This is a genomic window from Pseudomonas parafulva NBRC 16636 = DSM 17004, from assembly GCF_000730645.1.
GTDB classification, from domain to species: domain Bacteria; phylum Pseudomonadota; class Gammaproteobacteria; order Pseudomonadales; family Pseudomonadaceae; genus Aquipseudomonas; species Aquipseudomonas parafulva.
Genome location: NZ_BBIU01000003.1, coordinates 1 through 19654 on the forward strand (window position 1 = coordinate 1; position 19654 = coordinate 19654).

General features: G+C 61.7%; 18 protein-coding genes. 15 read left to right on the forward strand and 3 right to left on the reverse strand.

What is annotated here, in order from left to right; genetic code table 11:
* Positions 1-115: 115 nt before the first annotated feature.
* Together PPA02S_RS01475 and PPA02S_RS01480 are read right to left on the reverse strand one after the other, a co-directional pair.
* Positions 116-1336, reverse strand: coding sequence for a CaiB/BaiF CoA transferase family protein (locus PPA02S_RS01475; RefSeq protein WP_028633085.1), 1221 nt, complete (start codon positions 1334-1336; stop codon positions 116-118).
* 22 nt (positions 1337-1358) lie between these two features.
* A complete protein-coding gene (locus PPA02S_RS01480) occupies positions 1359-2540 on the reverse strand; it encodes an acyl-CoA dehydrogenase (RefSeq protein ID WP_028633086.1) in 1182 nt (393 codons plus the stop codon).
* 158 nt (positions 2541-2698) lie between these two features.
* Here PPA02S_RS01480 and PPA02S_RS01485 point away from each other — a divergent pair, with 158 nt between their 5' ends.
* The 10 genes from PPA02S_RS01485 (at position 2699) to PPA02S_RS01530 (ending at position 12375) form a co-directional block, all read left to right on the forward strand.
* Positions 2699-3607, forward strand: a complete 909-nt coding sequence (locus PPA02S_RS01485; protein ID WP_028633087.1) for a LysR family transcriptional regulator — start codon at positions 2699-2701, stop codon at positions 3605-3607.
* Between the two features lie 415 nt (positions 3608-4022).
* Complete coding sequence (locus tag PPA02S_RS01490) at positions 4023-5144, forward strand: Re/Si-specific NAD(P)(+) transhydrogenase subunit alpha (protein WP_028633088.1); 1122 nt, start codon at positions 4023-4025, stop codon at positions 5142-5144.
* An 11-nt stretch (positions 5145-5155) separates the two neighbouring features.
* The gene (locus PPA02S_RS01495; protein ID WP_028633089.1) at positions 5156-5476 is read left to right on the forward strand and encodes an NAD(P) transhydrogenase subunit alpha part 2; all 321 of its coding nucleotides are present in this window, start codon (positions 5156-5158) and stop codon (positions 5474-5476) included.
* Entirely contained in the window at positions 5473-6909 is a 1437-nt protein-coding gene (locus tag PPA02S_RS01500; RefSeq protein WP_028633090.1) for an NAD(P)(+) transhydrogenase (Re/Si-specific) subunit beta, read from the forward strand. Before PPA02S_RS01495 ends, PPA02S_RS01500 begins: the two co-directional genes overlap by 4 nt.
* A gap of 182 nt (positions 6910-7091) precedes the next feature.
* On the forward strand, positions 7092-8585 hold the full coding sequence (scpC, locus tag PPA02S_RS01505) for a succinyl-CoA:acetate CoA-transferase ScpC (RefSeq protein ID WP_028633091.1): 1494 nt from the start codon (positions 7092-7094) through the stop codon (positions 8583-8585).
* Between the two features lie 339 nt (positions 8586-8924).
* Positions 8925-9140: a DUF1127 domain-containing protein gene (locus tag PPA02S_RS01510; protein WP_028633092.1), complete on the forward strand. Its 216-nt coding sequence runs from the start codon at positions 8925-8927 to the stop codon at positions 9138-9140.
* A 290-nt stretch (positions 9141-9430) separates the two neighbouring features.
* The gene (locus PPA02S_RS01515; protein ID WP_028633093.1) at positions 9431-9748 is read left to right on the forward strand and encodes a DUF2388 domain-containing protein; all 318 of its coding nucleotides are present in this window, start codon (positions 9431-9433) and stop codon (positions 9746-9748) included.
* A gap of 25 nt (positions 9749-9773) precedes the next feature.
* Entirely contained in the window at positions 9774-10067 is a 294-nt protein-coding gene (locus PPA02S_RS01520) for a DUF2388 domain-containing protein (RefSeq protein WP_028633094.1), read from the forward strand.
* Between the two features lie 35 nt (positions 10068-10102).
* Positions 10103-10423 (forward strand): DUF2388 domain-containing protein, encoded by a 321-nt coding sequence (locus PPA02S_RS01525; RefSeq protein WP_028633095.1) that lies wholly within the window; start codon positions 10103-10105, stop codon positions 10421-10423.
* Complete coding sequence (locus PPA02S_RS01530; RefSeq protein WP_154660060.1) at positions 10420-12375, forward strand: DUF7844 domain-containing protein; 1956 nt, start codon at positions 10420-10422, stop codon at positions 12373-12375. Before PPA02S_RS01525 ends, PPA02S_RS01530 begins: the two co-directional genes overlap by 4 nt.
* A gap of 19 nt (positions 12376-12394) precedes the next feature.
* On the opposite strand, the gene PPA02S_RS01535 is transcribed toward PPA02S_RS01530, so the two are convergent.
* Positions 12395-12796 (reverse strand): GFA family protein, encoded by a 402-nt coding sequence (locus tag PPA02S_RS01535; protein WP_028633097.1) that lies wholly within the window; start codon positions 12794-12796, stop codon positions 12395-12397.
* A 260-nt stretch (positions 12797-13056) separates the two neighbouring features.
* Here PPA02S_RS01535 and PPA02S_RS01540 point away from each other — a divergent pair, with 260 nt between their 5' ends.
* The 5 genes from PPA02S_RS01540 to PPA02S_RS01560 all read left to right on the forward strand — a co-directional run bounded on the left by PPA02S_RS01540 (position 13057) and on the right by PPA02S_RS01560 (position 19622).
* Positions 13057-14364 carry a CitMHS family transporter gene (locus tag PPA02S_RS01540; RefSeq protein ID WP_028633098.1) on the forward strand — a complete coding sequence of 436 codons (1308 nt, stop codon included), beginning with the start codon at positions 13057-13059 and terminating at the stop codon, positions 14362-14364.
* A gap of 62 nt (positions 14365-14426) precedes the next feature.
* Entirely contained in the window at positions 14427-15197 is a 771-nt protein-coding gene (locus tag PPA02S_RS01545; protein WP_028633099.1) for a TerC family protein, read from the forward strand.
* 214 nt (positions 15198-15411) lie between these two features.
* Positions 15412-17070, forward strand: a complete 1659-nt coding sequence (locus PPA02S_RS01550; RefSeq protein ID WP_028633100.1) for a Na/Pi cotransporter family protein — start codon at positions 15412-15414, stop codon at positions 17068-17070.
* Between the two features lie 30 nt (positions 17071-17100).
* Positions 17101-18507 carry a M16 family metallopeptidase gene (locus PPA02S_RS01555; RefSeq protein ID WP_028633101.1) on the forward strand — a complete coding sequence of 469 codons (1407 nt, stop codon included), beginning with the start codon at positions 17101-17103 and terminating at the stop codon, positions 18505-18507.
* A 92-nt stretch (positions 18508-18599) separates the two neighbouring features.
* Positions 18600-19622 (forward strand): DUF5924 family protein, encoded by a 1023-nt coding sequence (locus PPA02S_RS01560; protein WP_028633102.1) that lies wholly within the window; start codon positions 18600-18602, stop codon positions 19620-19622.
* Positions 19623-19654 lie beyond the last annotated feature (32 nt).

The window sequence follows — 19654 nt, forward strand, 5'->3', positions numbered from 1 at the left end:
GAATCTCAAGGAGTTTTGCGTTCCGTTGTCGCTGGAAGTGGGGCGCATTATAAGGGGATTCGAGAGGGCGTCAACCGTTTATTTCAATAAGTCGAAATGGGGCATGTACCAGCCTTCATATGACCCCTGTATCTCTCAGCCGCTTCAATTGAGCCGCGTCCAGTTCCAGCACTTCAGCCAAGACCGCGTCGGTATGCTCACCCAGCAACGGCGGCGCACGCCGATACTCAACCGGGGTTTGCGACAACCGTATGGGGCTTGCCACTTGCGGTACGCTGCCACCCAGTGGGTGCGGCATGCTGACGGCCAGGCCTCGAGCCAGTACCTGCGGGTCCTGGAACACCTGGGCCAGGTCGTTGATCGGCCCGCATGGCACACCCGCAGCCTCCAGCTGGCTCACCCACTGGGCCGTGGTCTTGAACACGGTGGCCTGCCTGATCAACGGGATCAGTTGCGCCCTGTTGGCCACGCGAAGCTTGTTGGTGGCGAACCGCGCATCGTCCGCCCACTGCGGCTGCCCGGCCACCTCAGCGAACTTGCGGAACTGGCTGTCGTTACCCACCGTCAGGATGAAGTCACCATCTGCAGTGGGGAAATCCTGGTACGGCACTATATTAGGGTGCGCATTGCCCAAACGCCGCGGTGGGTTACCCGTGGTCAGGTAGTTCATGGCCTGGTTCGCCAAGCAGGCTACCTGCACGTCCAGCAGTGCCATATCTATGTGCTGGCCGATACCTGTCTGCTCCCGGTGCGACAAGGCGGCAAGCATGGCAACGGTCGAATACAGCCCGGTAAGGATATCGGTAAGCGCTACACCCACCTTCACCGGCCCTTCACCGGCTTCCCCCTCCGGGCGACCCGTGAGGCTCATGAGGCCACCCAGGCCCTGAATCATGAAGTCATAACCAGCACGCTTGGCATAAGGGCCTGTCTGGCCAAACCCGGTAATCGAGCAATAGATAAGCCTGGGATTGACCGCCTTCAGGCCCTCATAGTCCAGCCCATAAGCCGCCAGGCCACCGACCTTGAAGTTCTCGATGACAATATCGCAGGTAGCCGCCAGCTCACGTACCAGGCGCTGGCCCTCTGGCTGAGTGAAGTCGATGGTTACCGAGCGCTTGTTACGGTTGGCCGACAGGTAGTAGGCCGCCTCACTGGTATTCTCGCCCTCAGCGTTCTTGAGGAAAGGCGGCCCCCAGGCGCGGGTATCGTCCCCAGACCCGGGGCGCTCCACCTTGATCACGTCGGCCCCCAGGTCGGCGAGGATCTGCCCGGACCAAGGCCCGGCCAGCACGCGCGAAAGGTCCAGCACCCGCAGATGTGATAGCGCGCCCATGGGCCGGCTCCTTATAAGCAGATCAATAGAAGGCCTGGATACCCGTCTGGGCACGCCCCAGAATCAACGCATGCACGTCGTGGGTACCCTCATAGGTGTTGACCACTTCCAGGTTCACCAGATGACGCGCCACACCAAACTCATCGGAAATGCCGTTACCCCCCAGCATGTCCCGCGCCATACGGGCGATGTCCAATGCCTTGCCACACGAATTACGCTTCATGATGGAAGTAATCTCCACCGCCGCCGTGCCCTCATCCTTCATGCGCCCCAAGCGCAGGCAGCCCTGCAGGGCCAGCGTGATTTCGGTCTGCATGTCGGCCAGCTTCTTCTGGATAAGCTGGTTGGCGGCGAGCGGGCGGCCGAACTGCTGACGGTCGAGGGTGTACTGGCGTGCCGTGTGCCAGCAGGCCTCCGCAGCACCCAGCGCACCCCAGGAGATGCCATACCGGGCTGAGTTCAGGCAGGTGAAGGGCCCCTTGAGGCCGCGCACTTCGGGGAAGATGTTGTCCTCGGGGACGAACACGTTATCCATGACGATTTCGCCAGTGATCGACGCACGCAGCCCCACCTTGCCATGGATCGCTGGCGCGCTCAGGCCCTCCCAACCCTTCTCGAGCACAAAGCCACGGATGTCACCCGCATCGTCCTTGGCCCACACCACGAACACATCAGCGATAGGGCTGTTGGTAATCCACATCTTGCTGCCGGTAAGGCGATAACCGCCTTCTACCTTACGGGCACGGGTGATCATCGAACCTGGGTCGGAACCGTGATTGGGCTCGGTGAGGCCGAAGCAGCCAACCCACTCGCCACTGGCCAGCTTCGGCAGGTACTTCTGCTTCTGCCCCTCGGTACCAAACTCATTGATCGGCACCATGACCAGCGAGGACTGCACGCTCATCATCGAGCGGTAGCCGGAGTCGATGCGCTCCACCTCACGGGCGATAAGGCCGTAGCACACATAATTCAGGCCACTGCCGCCGTACTGCTCGGGGATGGTCGCCCCCAGCAGGCCAACCTCACCCATCTCGCGGAAGATCGCCGGGTCAGTCTTCTCGTGGCGGAAGGCCTCGAGGACCCGCGGCGCGAGCTTGTCCTGGGCAAACTGATAAGCGCTGTCACGCACCATGCGCTCTTCTTCAGTGAGCTGCTGGTCCAGCAGCAGCGGGTCGATCCAGTTGAAGCTTGCCTTGGGGGCCATGAGCGTATTCCTCGAATGCGGCAACAGTGCGGTATGCATTGATCCTAGGCCGCAACGCCGCGCACCACAAACGACGATTACGCACCAATCAGTGATATTTTCTCACTTCGTAGACCTGATGAAGCCCAGCTTCAACGCCCAACAAGTGAGGGATAAGCATGCGGCGCAAAATTCCCAGTACCACAGCCCTGATCTGCTTCGAGGCATCGGCCCGCCACGAAAGCTTCACCAAGGCAGCCCAGGAGCTTTCCCTGACCCAGGGCGCAGTCTGTCGCCAGGTAGGCGGGCTGGAAGTGTTCCTTAATGTGGAACTGTTCAGGCGATCACGCCGAGGTGTGAAGCTGACTGAAGCAGGGCTTTCTTATAGCCGGCAGGTTGCAGCCCAGCTGGACGCGGTAGAGCGCGACACGCTATCGGTAATGCGCCAGCAGGGCGCCAACGTCATCGAGCTGGCCGTAGTGCCCACCTTCGGCACGCAATGGCTATTACCCCGGCTGAAGGATTTCCAGCAACGCCACCCCGACGTCACCGTCAACCTCACCAACCGCACCCGGCCGTTCCTGTTCGCCGATACGCCCTTCGACGCTGCCGTGTATTTCGGCGACGGTGACTGGTCGGGTACCCAGGCCCACAGGCTGATGGGAGAGAACCCGGTACCCGTGTGCAGCCCTGCGCTGCTGCACGGGTTGCCGGCCCTGGAGCCACAGCGTATCGCCGAACTGCCACTGCTGCAGCAGAGCACACGCCCGTACGCCTGGCGCCAATGGTTCGCCAGCGCAGGGCTAAGCGTGGAGGGGGACATGACCGGGCCTCGCTACGAACTGTTTTCAATGCTCTCGCAGGCGGCCATCCACCAGATGGGCATCGCCTTGATCCCTCCGTTCCTGATCCAGCGGGAGTTGGAGGAGGGTAGGTTGGTGGTCGCTAACAGGCATGTTCTGAGCAGCCACAAGGCCTACTATCTGATGATTCCGGAGCGCAAGGTACAGTCGGCATCCCTGGTTGCCTTTCGTGACTGGCTCACCGGGCAGTCACACGCGTATATAAAGGCAGCCAGCGCTAATTGACCCCGTAGTCAGCTTTATTCAAATCCTACAGATATAAATATATGTCGCACTTGATTAATTTTAATCAGCTGCACCAAAATGGTCACCAGCCCCTTCACGGCACGTTTTGAAGCGTCATTTTGCGACATTCACCTTTCCAAACACGAATTAGGCAGAATTTATTCTGTTTTTTCGCCTAATCTGCCGAATGCCCGAATTTGCAGGGCTGCGTGAGACACCCTGCGACATGCAGTCACATGGTGACTTGTAGTTTTAAGATGGTTTCGCTCCAGAATGGCTTGTAGGGCCTAAGGTTCGTCTGCAAAATGCTTCGCCCGCCCAGGATTCGGCGGGTTGGGGCTCGATAGCCGCCCCAGCACACCACCCGAAGTGTGCTGGCACTTACAAAGACAAAGGTCACCGCAGGAGAAATGTCGTGCACATAGGTGTTCCTCTCGAAACGCAGGCCGGTGAGGCCAGGGTCGCTGCGACCCCGGAAACCATCAAGAAACTCATTGGCCAAGGCCATCAGGTCACGGTGCAGCGCGGGGCAGGGCTCAATGCCAGCATTCCCGACAGTGCCTTCGAAGCGGTGGGTGCGGCCCTGGGCAGTGCAGCTGATGCCTACGGCGCGCAACTGGTGCTCAAGGTGGTCGCGCCAAACGACCAGGAACTGGCGCAGGTCAAGCCTGGCACCTTGCTGGTGGGAATGCTCAACCCGTTCAATAGCGAGCTGATCGCCAGAATGGCCGAGCACGGCGTCACTGCCTTCGCCCTTGAAGCAGCGCCACGTACCTCACGCGCTCAAAGCCTGGACGTGCTGTCGTCCCAGGCCAACATCGCAGGCTACAAGGCTGTGCTGTTGGCAGCGCAGCACTACCCGCGCTTCATGCCGATGCTCATGACCGCAGCCGGCACCGTCAAGGCCGCGCGCGTGCTGATTCTGGGTGCCGGTGTTGCCGGCTTGCAGGCCATTGCCACAGCCAAGCGGCTGGGTGCCGTGATCGAAGCCTCCGACGTGCGCCCTGCGGTAAAGGAGCAGATCGAATCGCTGGGTGGCAAATTCATCGACGTGCCCTATGAAACCGACGAAGAGCGCGAGTGCGCCGAAGGGGTAGGCGGCTATGCACGCCCAATGCCGGCCAGCTGGATGCAACGCCAGGCACAGGCTGTGCACGAGCGCGCCAAGCAGGCAGATATCGTCATTACCACGGCGCTCATCCCGGGCCGCAAGGCGCCTACCTTGCTCAGTGCCGAGACCGTTGCCCAAATGAAACCTGGCTCGGTGGTGATCGACCTGGCAGCCGCGCAGGGCGGCAACTGCCCACTGACCGTCGCCGATCAGGTGGTGCAAGCGCACGGCGTGACCATCGTCGGGCCGACCAACCTCCCCGCGCAGGTAGCCGCCGACGCCTCGGCACTGTATGCCCGCAACCTGCTGGACTTCATGAAGCTGCTGTTCGACAAGGACGGCGCGCTGACCATCAACCTGGAAGACGACATCGTCGCGGCCTGCCTCATGTGCCGCGACGGGCAGATCGTCCGCAAGAACGGCTGAGGAGCACGACAATGGAAGACATGCTGATTTCCCATGGCATCTACAACCTCATCATTTTCGTGCTGGCCATCTACGTGGGCTACCACGTGGTGTGGAACGTTACCCCGGCGCTGCACACACCACTGATGGCGGTTACCAACGCCATTTCTGCCATCGTCATCGTCGGCGCGATGCTGGCTGCGGCACTGACCGTAACCCCCGCCGGCAAGGTGATGGGCACCCTGGCCGTTGCCCTTGCGGCAGTCAACGTCTTCGGTGGCTTTCTGGTCACCCGGCGCATGCTTGAGATGTTCAAGAAAAAAACCAAGAACGAGGGGCAGAAGTCAGCATGAGCATGAATCTGGTAACGCTTCTGTACCTGGTTGCCTCGGTGTGCTTCATCCAGGCACTCAAAGGCCTGTCGCACCCCACCACGTCACGGCGCGGCAACCTGTTCGGCATGATCGGCATGGGTATCGCCATCCTCACCACGGTTGGCCTCATCTATAAGCTGGGTGCCGAGCTCGCTACTGCCGGCATCGGCTACGTGCTTGTCGGCCTGCTGGTCGGTGGTACGGCCGGTTCGATCATGGCCAAGCGCGTCGAGATGACCAAGATGCCGGAGCTGGTCGCCTTCATGCACAGCATGATCGGCCTTGCGGCAGTGTTCATCGCCATTGCTGCGGTACTCGAACCCCAGTCCATGGGTATTGTCGCCGCCATCAGCGACCCGATCCCCACGGGCAACCGGCTGGAACTGTTCTTGGGCGCAGCCATTGGTGCCATTACCTTCTCCGGTTCGGTGATCGCGTTTGGCAAACTGTCGGGCAAATACAAGTTCCGCCTGTTCCAGGGTGCGCCGGTGCAGTTTGCCGGGCAGCACAAGCTGAACCTCATCCTGGGCCTGACCACCATCGCCCTGGGCCTGCTGTTCACGTTCACCGGCCACTACAGCGCCTTCACCCTCATGCTGGCCCTGGCTTTCGTGATGGGTGTGCTGATCATCATTCCGATCGGCGGGGCAGACATGCCGGTGGTGGTATCGATGCTCAACAGCTACTCAGGCTGGGCGGCTGCCGGTATCGGCTTCTCGCTGAACAACTCGATGCTGATCATTGCCGGCTCACTGGTCGGTTCGTCGGGTGCGATTCTGTCGTACATCATGTGCAAAGCCATGAACCGCTCGTTCTTCAATGTGATCCTCGGCGGCTTTGGTGGGGATACTGACGCGGGTGCGGCACAAGGCTCGAAGGAGCAGCGCCCGGTGAAGTCGGGTTCTGCCGATGACGCCACCTTCCTGCTCAGCAACGCCGACAGCGTGATCATCGTGCCAGGTTACGGCCTGGCAGTGGCTCGCGCCCAGCATGCCCTGAAGGAGCTGACCGAGAAGCTGACCCACAACGGGGTGACGGTGAAGTATGCGATTCACCCGGTAGCAGGGCGTATGCCCGGGCACATGAACGTGCTGCTGGCTGAGGCAGAAGTGCCCTACGACCAGGTGTTCGAAATGGAAGACATCAACGCCGAGTTCGGCCAGGCCGACGTGGTGCTGGTGTTGGGCGCCAACGACGTGGTCAACCCGGCGGCCAAGAACGACCCCAAGTCACCGATCGCCGGCATGCCCATCCTCGAAGCCTTCAAGGCCAAGACCATCATCGTCAACAAGCGCTCCATGGCCAGCGGCTATGCGGGGCTGGATAACGAACTGTTCTACCTGGACAAGACCATGATGGTGTTTGGTGACGCCAAGAAGGTCATCGAGGACATGGTCAAGGCTGTGGAGTAACCACTGCTGCTGCATCGGCCTATATAAGCAGAGCCCCGGTCTGATCCACCGGGGCTCTGCTTTTTATGATCCGGATCAACGGCAGCGAACGCTGCAGGGGCATACGACCATGGTCGCGGGACGGCAACGGGCGAAAACACTAGACTGCGCTGCAGTAGCTTAGTAGCCCGAGATAACAATCCATGTACCGTGATCGTATCCGCTTGTCCTCCCTGCACAGCAAGGTAATGAGTGCGGCTGATGCCGCTGGCCTGATCGAGGACGGCATGACCGTCGGCATGAGCGGCTTCACCCGTGCCGGTGAAGCCAAGGCCGTTCCCCACGCACTGGCCGAGCGCGCCAAGCTGACCCCGCTGAAAATCAGCCTGATGACCGGCGCCAGCCTGGGCAACGACCTGGACAAGCAGTTGACCGAGGCCGGCGTGCTCGCGCGCCGTATGCCGTTCCAGGTGGACAGCACACTGCGCAAGGCCATCAACGACGGCAAGGTGATGTTCATCGACCAGCACCTGTCCGAAACGGTGGAGCAACTGCGCAACCAGCAGCTCAAGCTGCCCGACATCGCGGTTATCGAGGCGGTGGCGATCACTGAACAAGGTCACATCGTACCCACCACGTCGGTGGGCAACTCGGCCAGCTTCGCGATTTTCGCCAAGCAGGTGATCATCGAGATCAACCTGTCGCACAACCCCAACCTCGAGGGTTTGCACGACATCTATATCCCAACCTACCGCCCCACCCGTACACCGATCCCACTGGTGAAGGTGGACGACCGTATTGGGAGCACCGCTATCCCAATCGACCCGGCCAAGATCGTTGGTATCGTCATCAGCGACCAGCCGGACTCGCCCTCCACCGTGTTGCCGCCCGATGGCGAAACCCAGGGCATCGCCGACCACCTGATCAACTTCTTCAAGAAAGAAGTGGCGGCGGGGCGCCTGACCAACCGGCTGGGCCCGTTGCAGGCCGGCATCGGCAGCATCGCCAACGCAGTGATGTGCGGCCTGATCGAGTCGCCATTCGAAGAACTGACCATGTATTCCGAGGTGCTGCAGGACTCCACCTTCGACCTGATCGATGCGGGCAAGCTGCGTTTCGCCTCTGGCAGTTCGATCACCTTGTCCTCGCGCCGCAACGCTGACGTGTTCGGCAACCTGGAGCAATACAAGGACAAGCTGGTACTGCGCCCGCAGGAAATCTCCAACCACCCGGAAGTGGTGCGCCGCCTGGGCATCATCGGGATCAACACCGCGCTGGAGTTCGACATCTACGGTAACGTCAACTCCACCCACGTGTGCGGTACGCGCATGATGAACGGCATTGGTGGCTCGGGCGATTTCGCGCGAAATGCGCATTTGTCGGTATTCGTGACCAAATCGATTGCCAAAGGGGGTGCCATCTCCAGCGTCGTACCCATGGTCAGCCACGTGGACCACACCGAGCACGACGTCGACATCCTGGTCACTGAACAAGGCCTGGCCGACTTGCGAGGCCTGGCGCCGCGGGAGCGGGCGCGGGTGATCATCGATAACTGTGTGCACCCAGACTACCGCGCCGCGCTGAACGACTACTTTGACAGGGCCTGCGAGCGAGGTGGGCATACCCCGCATATCCTGCGCGAGGCACTCAGCTGGCATGAAAACCTGGAAGAGACGGGGCGCATGTTGGCAAGCTGACCGGCAACCCGCCTGCTTGTGCAACACAATTCAGGGCCGCGATGCGGCCCTTTTTCTTTGCCTGCTACAAACTGCCAGGCATTACCAAAATAAACTGTACTACTGTACTGGTTAAACCTTCATCTCTCTGCCTGAACGCCCGAAAAAACCACCAATATGCACCAACATGAGGCAGACCAGTACAGTTAGGCTACTTTCGGGTGCAACAGTACCGTTACACAGTTAACTGGCCCATCATCTTTTGAAGAAACTGTATCTACTGTTATGGACAAGAGGGGAGGATCATTGGCATCAGTTAAATCACTATCTAATGCCGCCATAAGCGGAAGGATGATCATCATGGAACGTACCCTCAGTTCCGGTCTGGTTTTTGAAAGCGAAGCTCAGCAATCCCACGCCTCTCTGCCTCTGCGTGTAGCCTCCACCCTGCTGTTGTGGCAGCGCCGCATGGCCAGCCGTCGTCAACTGGCTCGCCTGGACGCACGCCTGCTGGCGGATGCCGGTATCAGTGAGTCGCAGCGTTACGAAGAGCTCAGCAAGCCTTTCTGGCGCTAAGCGCTGGGTTGCCAGCCAGGCTGGCACCACGAATTTCCTGAACCCGCCGCAGGCAACTGCGGCGGGTTTTTTGTTGGTGTGAAGAGCGACGCCAGTCTCGTACCAGTACAATTTCCCTTGCATTGCACAAGACAGGTACAGTTGTTGCCAACGGCCGTGTTTAACATTCTGATACACCTACGCGTGATACGCTTCGGCCAACAGTCTGGTAGAACCCACCTTTATGGGTGTCCAAAACCGCCACCTTAACGTCCCAGTAGCATTACGACCCAAGCCAGGAGTTTCCCTACATGCCCCGTAACTATCTGATTGGCGCTGCCTTGATGCTGAGCCTGGCCGGCACTGCACAGGCCAGCAGCTTCATCGTGACCACCGACAGTGTGGTCGGCGCGGTAGCGGCCTCCACCGATGCCACCTCCGACGCCACCTCGTCGCTGCGCGACGACAAAGTGGTGCAAGCGGCGCGTGACGACGCCGCCAGCTTCGTCGCCAGCCAAGGTGATATTCGTGGCGCCAAGCTGGAAAGCGCGTTGCTGCACATCCGCTCACAAATGCCAGCCCTGCAAGCCAGTGACGCACAACTGGCCCAGGCTATCCTCGCGCTCTGAGCAAGCCCCGGCGCCTCGTTCAACCATGCGCTATTTGTTGCTGCCGTTGTTGTGGCTCGCCAGTATCGCGGCAGCCCACGCCATGGATACCACCACCCAGGGGTTGGTGATTTCTGGCTATGTCACCAGCCAGGTCACCAGCGCGCCGTTCGACCGCAAACTGGTGCTAGAGGCGCGCGATGACGCTGCAGCCTTCGTGGCCAGTGGAGGGCAGCTGCGGGGTGCATGGCTGGAAGCCGCGTTGGCATCATTAAGGCGCGATTGTACGTGCCGTGGCGCCAGTGACCTGGAACTGGCGCAGGCTATCCTCGTCCAATAACTACCCCTCACTCCCTGTATTTTCGGAGATGCTCCATGCGCAAACCGCTGATTGCCGCGACCCTCGGCATGCTGTTGCTGGCCGACCTGGCTCAGGCACAGACCCTGGTGGCCACCAGCAACATCATCGTGCGTGCCTTTGGCCGCTCGATTGACTTCACGTCTGACACCACCACCTCCATCCGCGACTCGAAAGTGGTGCGTGAAGCCCATGACGACGCCGCCAGCTTTGTCGCCAGCAACGGCGACATCCGCGGGGCCCAGCTTGAAGCCGCCTTCGACACCTTGCGCGAACGCGTGCCGCAGGCACGTGACGCCAGCGACCAGGTGCTGGCCGAAGCCATTCTCGCGCTGTGAACAACGTGCGTGCCTGGTTGCTCGGCTGCGCCCTGACGCTGACCGGCACGCCCGCACTGGCAGACCTGCAGCTCCAACTGCAGGTGGCCGGCCTCGACGCGCAACAGGTAGAGGCCAGCCAGAGGCTGCTCGACGAGGCCATGGCCAAACTGCCACCTCTGTTCAAGCAGCGGCTTGACCGCACTGTTCAGGTCGGCTGGAGCGACCACATGCCGGCCAACGCCTATGGCCAGGCCTCCCTGGTGTCCACCCTCGAACTCAACCGGCGCCTGCTACCCAGCCTTGCCGACGGCAGCGCGGCAACTGAGCCTACGCAGCGCCCTCATGGCACTGTGCGCGCAGAGCTGCTGGCAACTGTGCTGCATGAACTCACCCATATCTACGACCGCGCCCGGCTGTGGCCCAGCCAGGAGCAGTCGCTGATCGCGCGCTGCAAGCGCCAGCAAGGCACGCTGGGCAAAGTGGGCCTGCCCGGCCAGTGCCGTGGCCAGGCCGAGCGCCGCTTCACCCTCAGCGACGACCCACGCCTGCTCGACCTGGCCGGCTGGCAGCAATACGTAGGCCGGCGCGGCGAGCGTGAGCAGCACAATGGCCAGTTCGTGCGCAGCCCCGACAGTTACGAACTGAGCACCCCGAAGGAATACATCGCGGTCAACATGGAGTACTTCCTCCTCGACCCGAGCTATGGCTGCCGCCGCCCGGCGCTCAACCAGTACCTGCGCGAGCATTTCGGCTGGGCGCCCCCTCAGGACACCTGCGCCAAAACCCTGCCGTTCATCAACGCCGGCAGCGACTTCGCCCGCCAGCCACTGGGTGAAGTGGACCCCGAGCGTGTGTACGAAGTGGACTTCCTGCTGGCCGAAGCCAATCAGAACCTGGTCAGCCGCTGGGGGCACAGCATGTTGCGCCTGGTCATCTGCAAGCCAGGCCGCCCACGGGGCCCGGACTGCCGGCTGGACCTGGACCAGAGCCTGGTGCTCTCGTACCGCGCATTCGTCAATGACGTGCAGTTGTCCAGCTGGGATGGCCTGGTGGGGGTGTATCCGTCACGGCTGTTCGTATTGCCCCTGGGCCAGGTGATCGACGAGTACACCAAGACCGAACTTCGCAGCCTGGCTTCCGTACCGCTCAAGCTCAACCGGGAAGAAATCGAAAACCTGGTGCGCCAGGCGGCGGAAATGCACTGGAGCTACGACGGCAATTACTGGTTCCTGTCGAACAACTGCGCGGTGGAGTCGTTGAAGCTGTTACGCAGCGGCACTGCCAACCCCAAGCTCAACGACCTCGACAGCATCATGCCGAACGGCCTGCTGGCCGTGCTCAGCGGCCGCGGCCTGGCAGATACCCATGTGCTCGACAACCCCCGCGAAGCGCTCCGGCTGGGTTACCGCTTCGATTCTTACCGGGACCGCTACCAGGCGATGTTCGAGGTGCTGAAGAAGCAGTTGCCGGTCGAACAGAAAGCAGTGGAAGACTGGCTGGCGCTGGATGCCGAGCAACGCCGCAGCTGGTTCGCCAAGGCTGACCTGCGCACCAGCGCCGCGTTGCTGCTGCTGGAACAGGCTGGCCTGCGGCGGCAATTGCTGCTGGCCCAGGATGAAGTCAAGCAACGCTACCTCAATGCCGCGGCGCTCAAGGACGGTAGCATCGACAAGGCTGACGCCACCCTCAAGCAGATGCTCGCCAACAGTGGTTTCCTGAGCCGGCCGGCCGAACTGCTGGATTCAACCGGCTACGGGCTGCCTCAACCTGAAGAGCGCAAGCACCTGGAAACAGTCAGCCGCGAACGCCAGGCGCAGCTGCTGCGGCTGAGCACCAGCCTTGACCAGGAGGTGAGGGCGCTACTGGAGCCGTCGAGGGCCAAGCAGATTGCTGCAGTGGAAGCCAACGTTAAACAGATCGGCGAGCACCTGCGGGCGCTGCACAAGGCAGCGGGTGGCCTGCAGTTGTGATTGTGCTGGCCACACAACCCTATAACTTTTCGCCAAACTCCGCAGGCAAATGCTCATCCAGGTGCAACCAGGGCACCCGGCTACCCACCCAGATATGCCGATTGGCCCGCACCTGTTCCGGCTGGTCCAGCGTCGCGACCGTTACATCCACCGTGTCAGGGCTGTGCGAAGTCACCAGCGCCAGATGAGCGCCGCAGCGCCCGCAAAAATAGCGGCTGCAACTGGCCGGTGCCACATAGCAGCTCGGCTCCCCCAGCAGCCAGCTGAAGCCTGAGCGGGGCAGCGTGACCCAGGTCACCACCAGCCCGCCACTGACCCGTCGGCAAATGGAGCAATGGCAGTGGGCGACATCTGACAAATCGCCCTCCAGCCGGTAGCGCAAGGCGCCGCAATGGCAGCCCCCTTCCGTCATATCACCCATGCATAACCTCCTGTCGACTTTGTTGCAGCGAAAGCTGGCTGAAAGCTTGCCCACCTAGGATAGCCCCCATTGCCGGCACAGACCGGTCAGCCAGGGCACGGAATACCGCGCCCGGCGCAATCCAACAACAACAATGGTGACCCCGATGCCTTTCCGTGCCCGACTCGTCGTAGCCCACATCCTGCAGCTCCATGCACAGCGCCCGACGCGCTGACCCGCCCGAATCGCCCTAACTTTCGCGCCTCGCCTGGAGTACTGCCATGCTGACTTTCCTTGGCTTTGCCATGGTCATCACCTTCATGTACCTGATCATGACCAAGCGCCTCTCGGCCTTGATCGCACTGATTCTGGTACCCATCCTGTTCGCCATGTTCGGCGGTTTTGCCAGCAAGATCGGCCCCATGATGCTGGAAGGCATCAGCAAACTCGCGCCCACCGGCGTGATGCTGATGTTCGCCATTTTGTATTTCGCCCTGATGATCGACTCCGGCCTGTTCGACCCGGCCGTGCGCAAGATCCTCAAACTGGTCAAGGGCGACCCGCTGAAAGTGTCGGTGGGTACCGCCGTGCTGGCCCTGGTGGTTTCGCTGGACGGTGACGGCGCTACCACCTACATGATCTGCTGCGCGGCCATGCTGCCCATGTACAGCCGCCTGGGCATGAGCCCGCGGATCATGGCCGGCCTGACCATCCTGGCCGGCGGCGTAATGAACATGACCCCATGGGGCGGGCCGACTGCGCGTGCAGCCAGTGCGCTTCACGTCGACCCTTCGGACATCTTCGTCCCGATGATCCCCGCCATGTTGTTTGGTGTGGTGGCCATCCTGGGTATCGCCTACCTCTACGGCAAACGCGAGCGGGCTCGCCTGGGCGAGCTGCACCTGCCCACTGACGATATCGACCACAGCGAAATCAGCGTGTCGCAGTACCCGGAGGCCCGGCGCCCCAAGCTGCTGTACTTCAACGGCGCCCTGACCGCCGCCCTGATGGTGGCACTGATTGCCGGTGTACTGCCGTTGCCCGTGCTGTTCATGATCGCCTTCAGCATCGCCATGATCGTCAACTACCCGTGCCTGCAGCAGCAGAAGGACCGCATCGCCGCCCACGCCGGCAGCGTACTGGCCGTGACCGGGCTGATCTTCGCAGCCGGCATTTTCACCGGCATCCTGTCGGGCACCGGCATGGTCGATGCCATGTCCAAGAGCCTGCTGGCGGTCATCCCCGAAGCGCTTGGCCCCTACCTTGCGGTCATCACAGCCATCGTCAGCATGCCGTTCACCTTCTTCATGTCCAACGATGCGTTCTACTACGGCGTGCTGCCCGTGCTGGCCGAAGCCGCCAGCCATTACGGCATCACCCCGGTCGAAATGGCCCGGGCGTCAATCGTCGGCCAGCCCGTGCACCTGCTCAGCCCACTGGTACCCTCCACCTACCTGCTGGTAGCCCTGGCCGGCATCGAGTTCGGCGACCATCAGCGCTTTACGCTCAAGTGGGCGGTGCTGGTATGCCTGTGCATAATGTTTGCCGCGCTCTTGATGGGCATCTTTCCGCTGTTCAGTAGTCTTTAATACACTCGCATTCTCCCTTGCCGCACGCCTGCGTGCGGCCTTTACCGCTTGAAGGAAAACACATGGAATGGCTGACCAGCCCGGAAATCTGGGTTGCCTTTTTCACCCTGACCGCACTTGAAATCGTGCTGGGGATCGACAACATCATCATGATCTCGATCCTGGTCAGCCGCATGCCCAAGCACATGCAGCCGCGCACGCGGATCTTCGGCCTGGCCCTGGCCATGGTCACCCGCATCATGCTGCTGCTGTCGATCACCTGGGTGATGCGCCTCACCAACGACCTGTTCGTGGTGCTGGGCCAGGGCATTTCCGGGCGTGACCTGATCCTGTTCTTCGGTGGCCTGTTCCTGCTGTGGAAAAGCTCCCAGGAGATCTACCACGGCCTGGAAGGCGAAGATGAAAACGCCGAGGAGCCCAAGGGCTCGGGCGGCAAGTTCTTCTACACCATCATCCAGATCGCGATCATCGACATTGTCTTCTCACTGGACTCGGTCATCACCGCAGTGGGCATGGTTTCGCACGTACCGGTCATGATCGCCGCCATCGTGGTCGCCGTACTGGTGATGATGGCCTGCGCCGGTGCCATCAGCGACTTCATCGACAAGCACCCTTCGTTGAAGATGCTCGCCCTGTCGTTCCTGATCGTGGTGGGCACCGTGCTGATCGCCGAGGCATTCGACGTGCATGTACCCAAGGGCTATGTGTACTTCGCCATGGCGTTCTCGCTGGCGGTGGAAGCCATCAACATCCGCATGCGCACCGCCGTTGCCCGCAAAGCCGGCAAGGATCACGACCCGGTGAAACTGCGTAAGGACATCCCGGGTCAATAAATCCAGGAAGCTGCAAACGCTAAAGGGCCTTTCCAGGCCCTTTTCTTTTTTGGGCAGCCCGCCCCGTGGCATAAATGTTTCAAAATGATGACTGCCATGCGAAGCTGGCGATCGCTGCACAAAACAACTAAAGCTTTGAGTGGGCAACGGAAATTTCTTCGTGCCCGCGCTTCGTCTTCTGGCCCACTGGCCAGTGCAACAGGGGGTTCCCGCCATGCTGACCCTGCTCAACCTGCTCTCGGCAGTCACACTCCTGGTGTGGGGCACGCACATCGTGCGTACCGGCATCCTTCGGGTGTTCGGTTCCGACTTGCGGCGCATCATCGGCCAGAACATGGACAAGCGCCCGCTGGCGTTCATTGCCGGCATTCTGGTGACGGCCATGGTGCAAAGCAGCAACGCCACTGCCATGCTGGTGACCTCGTTCGTGGGCCAAGGCCTGATGGCCATGACCCCGGCACTGGCGATCATGCTCGGGGCGGACGTGGGCACGGCGCTGATGGCCCGGGTGCTCACCTTCGACCTGTCGTGGCTGTCGCCGCTGCTCATCTTCCTGGGCGTGATCTTTTTCCTGTCGCGCAAGCAGACCCGCGCCGGCCAGCTTGGCCGGGTGGGCATCGGCCTGGGCCTGATCATTCTTGCGCTGCAACTGATCGTGCAAGCCGCCGCGCCCATTACCCACGCCCAAGGGGTGAAGGTGCTGTTCGCCTCGCTCACCGGGGATATCCTGCTCGATGCCCTGGTAGGTGCCATGTTTGCCATGGTTTCCTACTCCAGCCTGGCGGCGGTGCTGCTCACCGCCACCCTGGCCGGTGCCGAGGTGATCAGCCTGCCGGTGGCGATCGGCCTGGTGGTCGGGGCCAACATCGGCAGCGGCCTGCTGGCCTTTATCAGCACCAGCATGCAGAACGCGGCCGGGCGCCGGGTAGCACTGGGCAGCCTGCTGTACAAACTCATTGGCCTGGTGCTGATCATCCCGGTGCTGCACCCGCTGGTAACGTGGATGGACTCGCTGAGCTTCAGCCCCCAGGAGCTGGTCATCGGCTTCCACCTGCTCTACAACACCCTGCGCTGCTTGATCATGCTGCCTACCGTCAAGCCCATGGGCCGGGTGTGCAACAGCTTGTTGCCAGAACGCGAAGCCAGCAATGGCCAGATACGCCCACGCCATCTCGACGCCTCGGCGCTGGAAACCCCTAGCCTGGCCTTGGCCAATGCCGCACGCGAAACCCTGCGCCTGGGCGATATCGTCGATAACCTGCTCGAAGCCATGCTGGGTGCACTGCGCGGTACCCAGGCGGCCTTGCCGCAACAGGTGCGGGCGTTGGGCGAAGATGCAGAAGCCCTGTACAGCGCCATCAAGCTGTACCTGGCGCAGATGGCCCGCGAAGACCTCAGCGAGCATGACAACCGCCGCTGGGCCGAGATCATCGAGCTGGCGATCAACCTGAAACTGGCCTGCGACCTGGTCGAGCGCATGTTGCGCAAGGTGCAGCAGCAAAAGACCAGCCAGCGCCGCGCGTTCTCGCAAACAGGCCTGGAAGAGCTGACCGGCCTGCAGGAACAGCTGCTGGCCAACCTGCGCCTGGGCCTCTCGGTGTTCCTCAGCGCAGACCCCGAAAGCGCCCGCCTGCTGCTGCGGGAAAAGCGCCGTTTTCGCGCTCAGGAACGTCGCCTGGCTCACGCCCATGTCAGCCGCCTGCAACGCAAGGTGGTGCAAAGTATCGAAACCAGCTCACTGCACCTGGAACTGATTGCGGACATGAAGCGTTTGAACTCTTTGTTCTGTAGCAGTGCCTATGTGGTACTGGGCGGCTCGGACACGGGCGGGCTGATGCTCGACAGCGTGCCGGACGAAGCCCCTCTGCCATGATTGTGCCGACCCGAGGACCCTAGCTCGCCCATGCGTTGCCTGATGTTCATCTGCCTGCTGATCTGCAGCCTGCCTTCGTTTGCCCTGGACCGTTCGCGTGTAGAAGGTTATCTGTTGCCCAACGGCCTGCAGGTCATTCTGAAAGACGGCTACGAACGGGATCATGTGTCGATCCGCCTGGTGGTGGGCGTAGGCCTGGACGACTTCGGCTGCGAGCAGAAAGAACTGCCGCACCTGCTTGAGCACCTGCTGTTCAGCGGTGTCGACGAAGCAGGCGAGGGTGGCCTGGAGCGGCGCCTGCAGGCGCTGGGTGGTGAGTGGAATGCCTATACCAGCAATGCCGACACTACCTTCGTGATCGAAGCCCCGGCGCGCAACCAGCGCAAGGTGCTGGACCTGTTGCTGGCGATCCTGCAAGACACGCACATCGATGCCAAGGCACTGGCTACCGCCAAACGCATCATCGAGCGCGAAGACGGTGGCCACTACGGTCATCTGCAGCGCTGGCTGGACCGCCAGGACATCGGCCACCCTGCCAGCCAGCAACTGGCCACCGAACTGGGCCTGAAGTGCCCGGAGCGTTCCAACCTGGATGACATGACCCTGGAACAGGTGCAAGGGCTGCGCGAGCGCTGGTACGCAGCCAACAACATGACGTTGATCATGGTAGGTGGCCTTGATCGCTTGCTGCCTGCCTACCTGGAGCGCACCTTCGGTGAACTGCCGGCTACCGAGCCCGAAGAACGCCGCGACCTGGAAACCATCAGCCACAAGGCAGACCAGCGCCGTGACCTGATGCACGGCTGGCTGGGTGATAGCGCCAAACTCCACTGGCTGTTCATCGAGCCGGTGCTGGACAACGATCACCAAGCCACCCTCGACCTGCTGTCGCGCTACCTGGACTGGGCGTTGTACGACCAACTGCGTTTGCGCAACGGCCTGTCCTACGGCCCCTCGGTACAACGTGAAAGCTATGGCGACACCGGGCTGATCAGCCTCAATGCAGACCTTGAGCGTGACGACATCGGCCGTGCCGTTGATGTGATGCAGTCGCTGTTCGAGCGCCTGCGCAAGGACGGCCTGGACGCAGACACCTTCGCCCGCATCAAGCAGGCCAGCATCGCCAGGGAAAGCTGGAGTACCCAGGGCAACAGCGCGCTGGCCGATTATTACTGGGGAGCGCTGAACGACTACACCGATGGCCGCTTCGCCAGCCCCACCCGCCAGTTGCGCCATGTCACGCTCGAGCAAGCCAACCAGGCCCTCAGGCAGCTGCTCAAGGGCGACGGGTATATCCGCATCGAAAAACCGCTGCTCGGCTACGACGAGCTGTATGGCCTGGTGTTTCTGGTGCTCGGGTTGATACTGGCGGCTGGCCTGCTGCGCTGGCGCCGGCAGGCGCCCCACAAGCCCAGTGGTGCTACACGGCAGCGGTGAATCGGCGGTATTCTTTGGCCAGTATCGGGCTTGCGGTCGCTTGCGCGTCATGGGCCTGGTGCAGCCACTTCACTCTTGCGTCGTAGCCCTCAATGCCCCCAATACCCCAGATCGTCCAGCGCATCATCGAACTGCTCAAACGCTACCCGGGCGTCATTGCACTGGGCGGTTTTCTGTCGGGTATCGGCAGCTTCATCCTGGTCGATCGGCAGGCGGGCCTGGCCAGCTGGGTAGCGGTGCTGTTGCTGGTCAGCTGGGTGTGGCTGATGCTGGAAAACACCCTGACCGGCCTGTTCGCCCGTACCTTCAAGCGTGAAATACCCCAGCCGTTGCTGCGCTACGCCACGCAGATGATCCACCAGGAATCGCTGTTCTTCGTCCTCCCGTTCTTCTTCATCACCACCACCTGGAACAGCGGCCAGCTGGTGTTCACCGGCCTGCTGGGTGCAGCGGGGCTGATCTCCATCATCGACCCGCTGTACTACCGGTGGCTCGCGCCCCGGCGCTGGCTGTTCATGGCGCTGCACACCTTCACCCTGTTCGCGGCACTGCTCACCGCGCTGCCAATCATCATGCACCTCACCACCGCGCAGAGCTTCAAGCTGGCGCTGATCGCTGCCATGGCGCTCTCGTTCCCGAGCCTGGCCAGCAGTTTCCCGATCAACAGCTGGCGGCGAGGCCTTGCCCTGGTCGCCATGACCCTGGTGGTGGGCGGCGTGGGCTGGTTGCTGCGCTCCTGGGTACCCCCGGCCACCCTGTGGATGACCGAGGTTGCGGTCAGTACGGAGGTAATCAACCGCCAGCCCGGCGAATCGCTGGATGAAATCGCCGCCAGCCGTATCCGCAGCAGCGGGTTGTACGCCTATACCGCCATCAACGCGCCCCGGGGCCTGAACGAGCGCATTTATCACGTGTGGCAAAAGGACGGGCAGGAAGTGGACCGCATTGCCCTGGACATCCATGGCGGGCGCAAGGAAGGCTATCGGGCCTGGACGCACAAGCAGAACTTCCCGCCCAACCCGGTGGGCAGGTGGCAGGTGAGGGTGCTGACCGAGGATGGTCAGGTGATCGGGGTGTTGCGCTTCAAGGTAGTGGACGACGCGCAGGCTGGATGAGGCAATGGCGGGTGATCCGGCGCCCACATGCG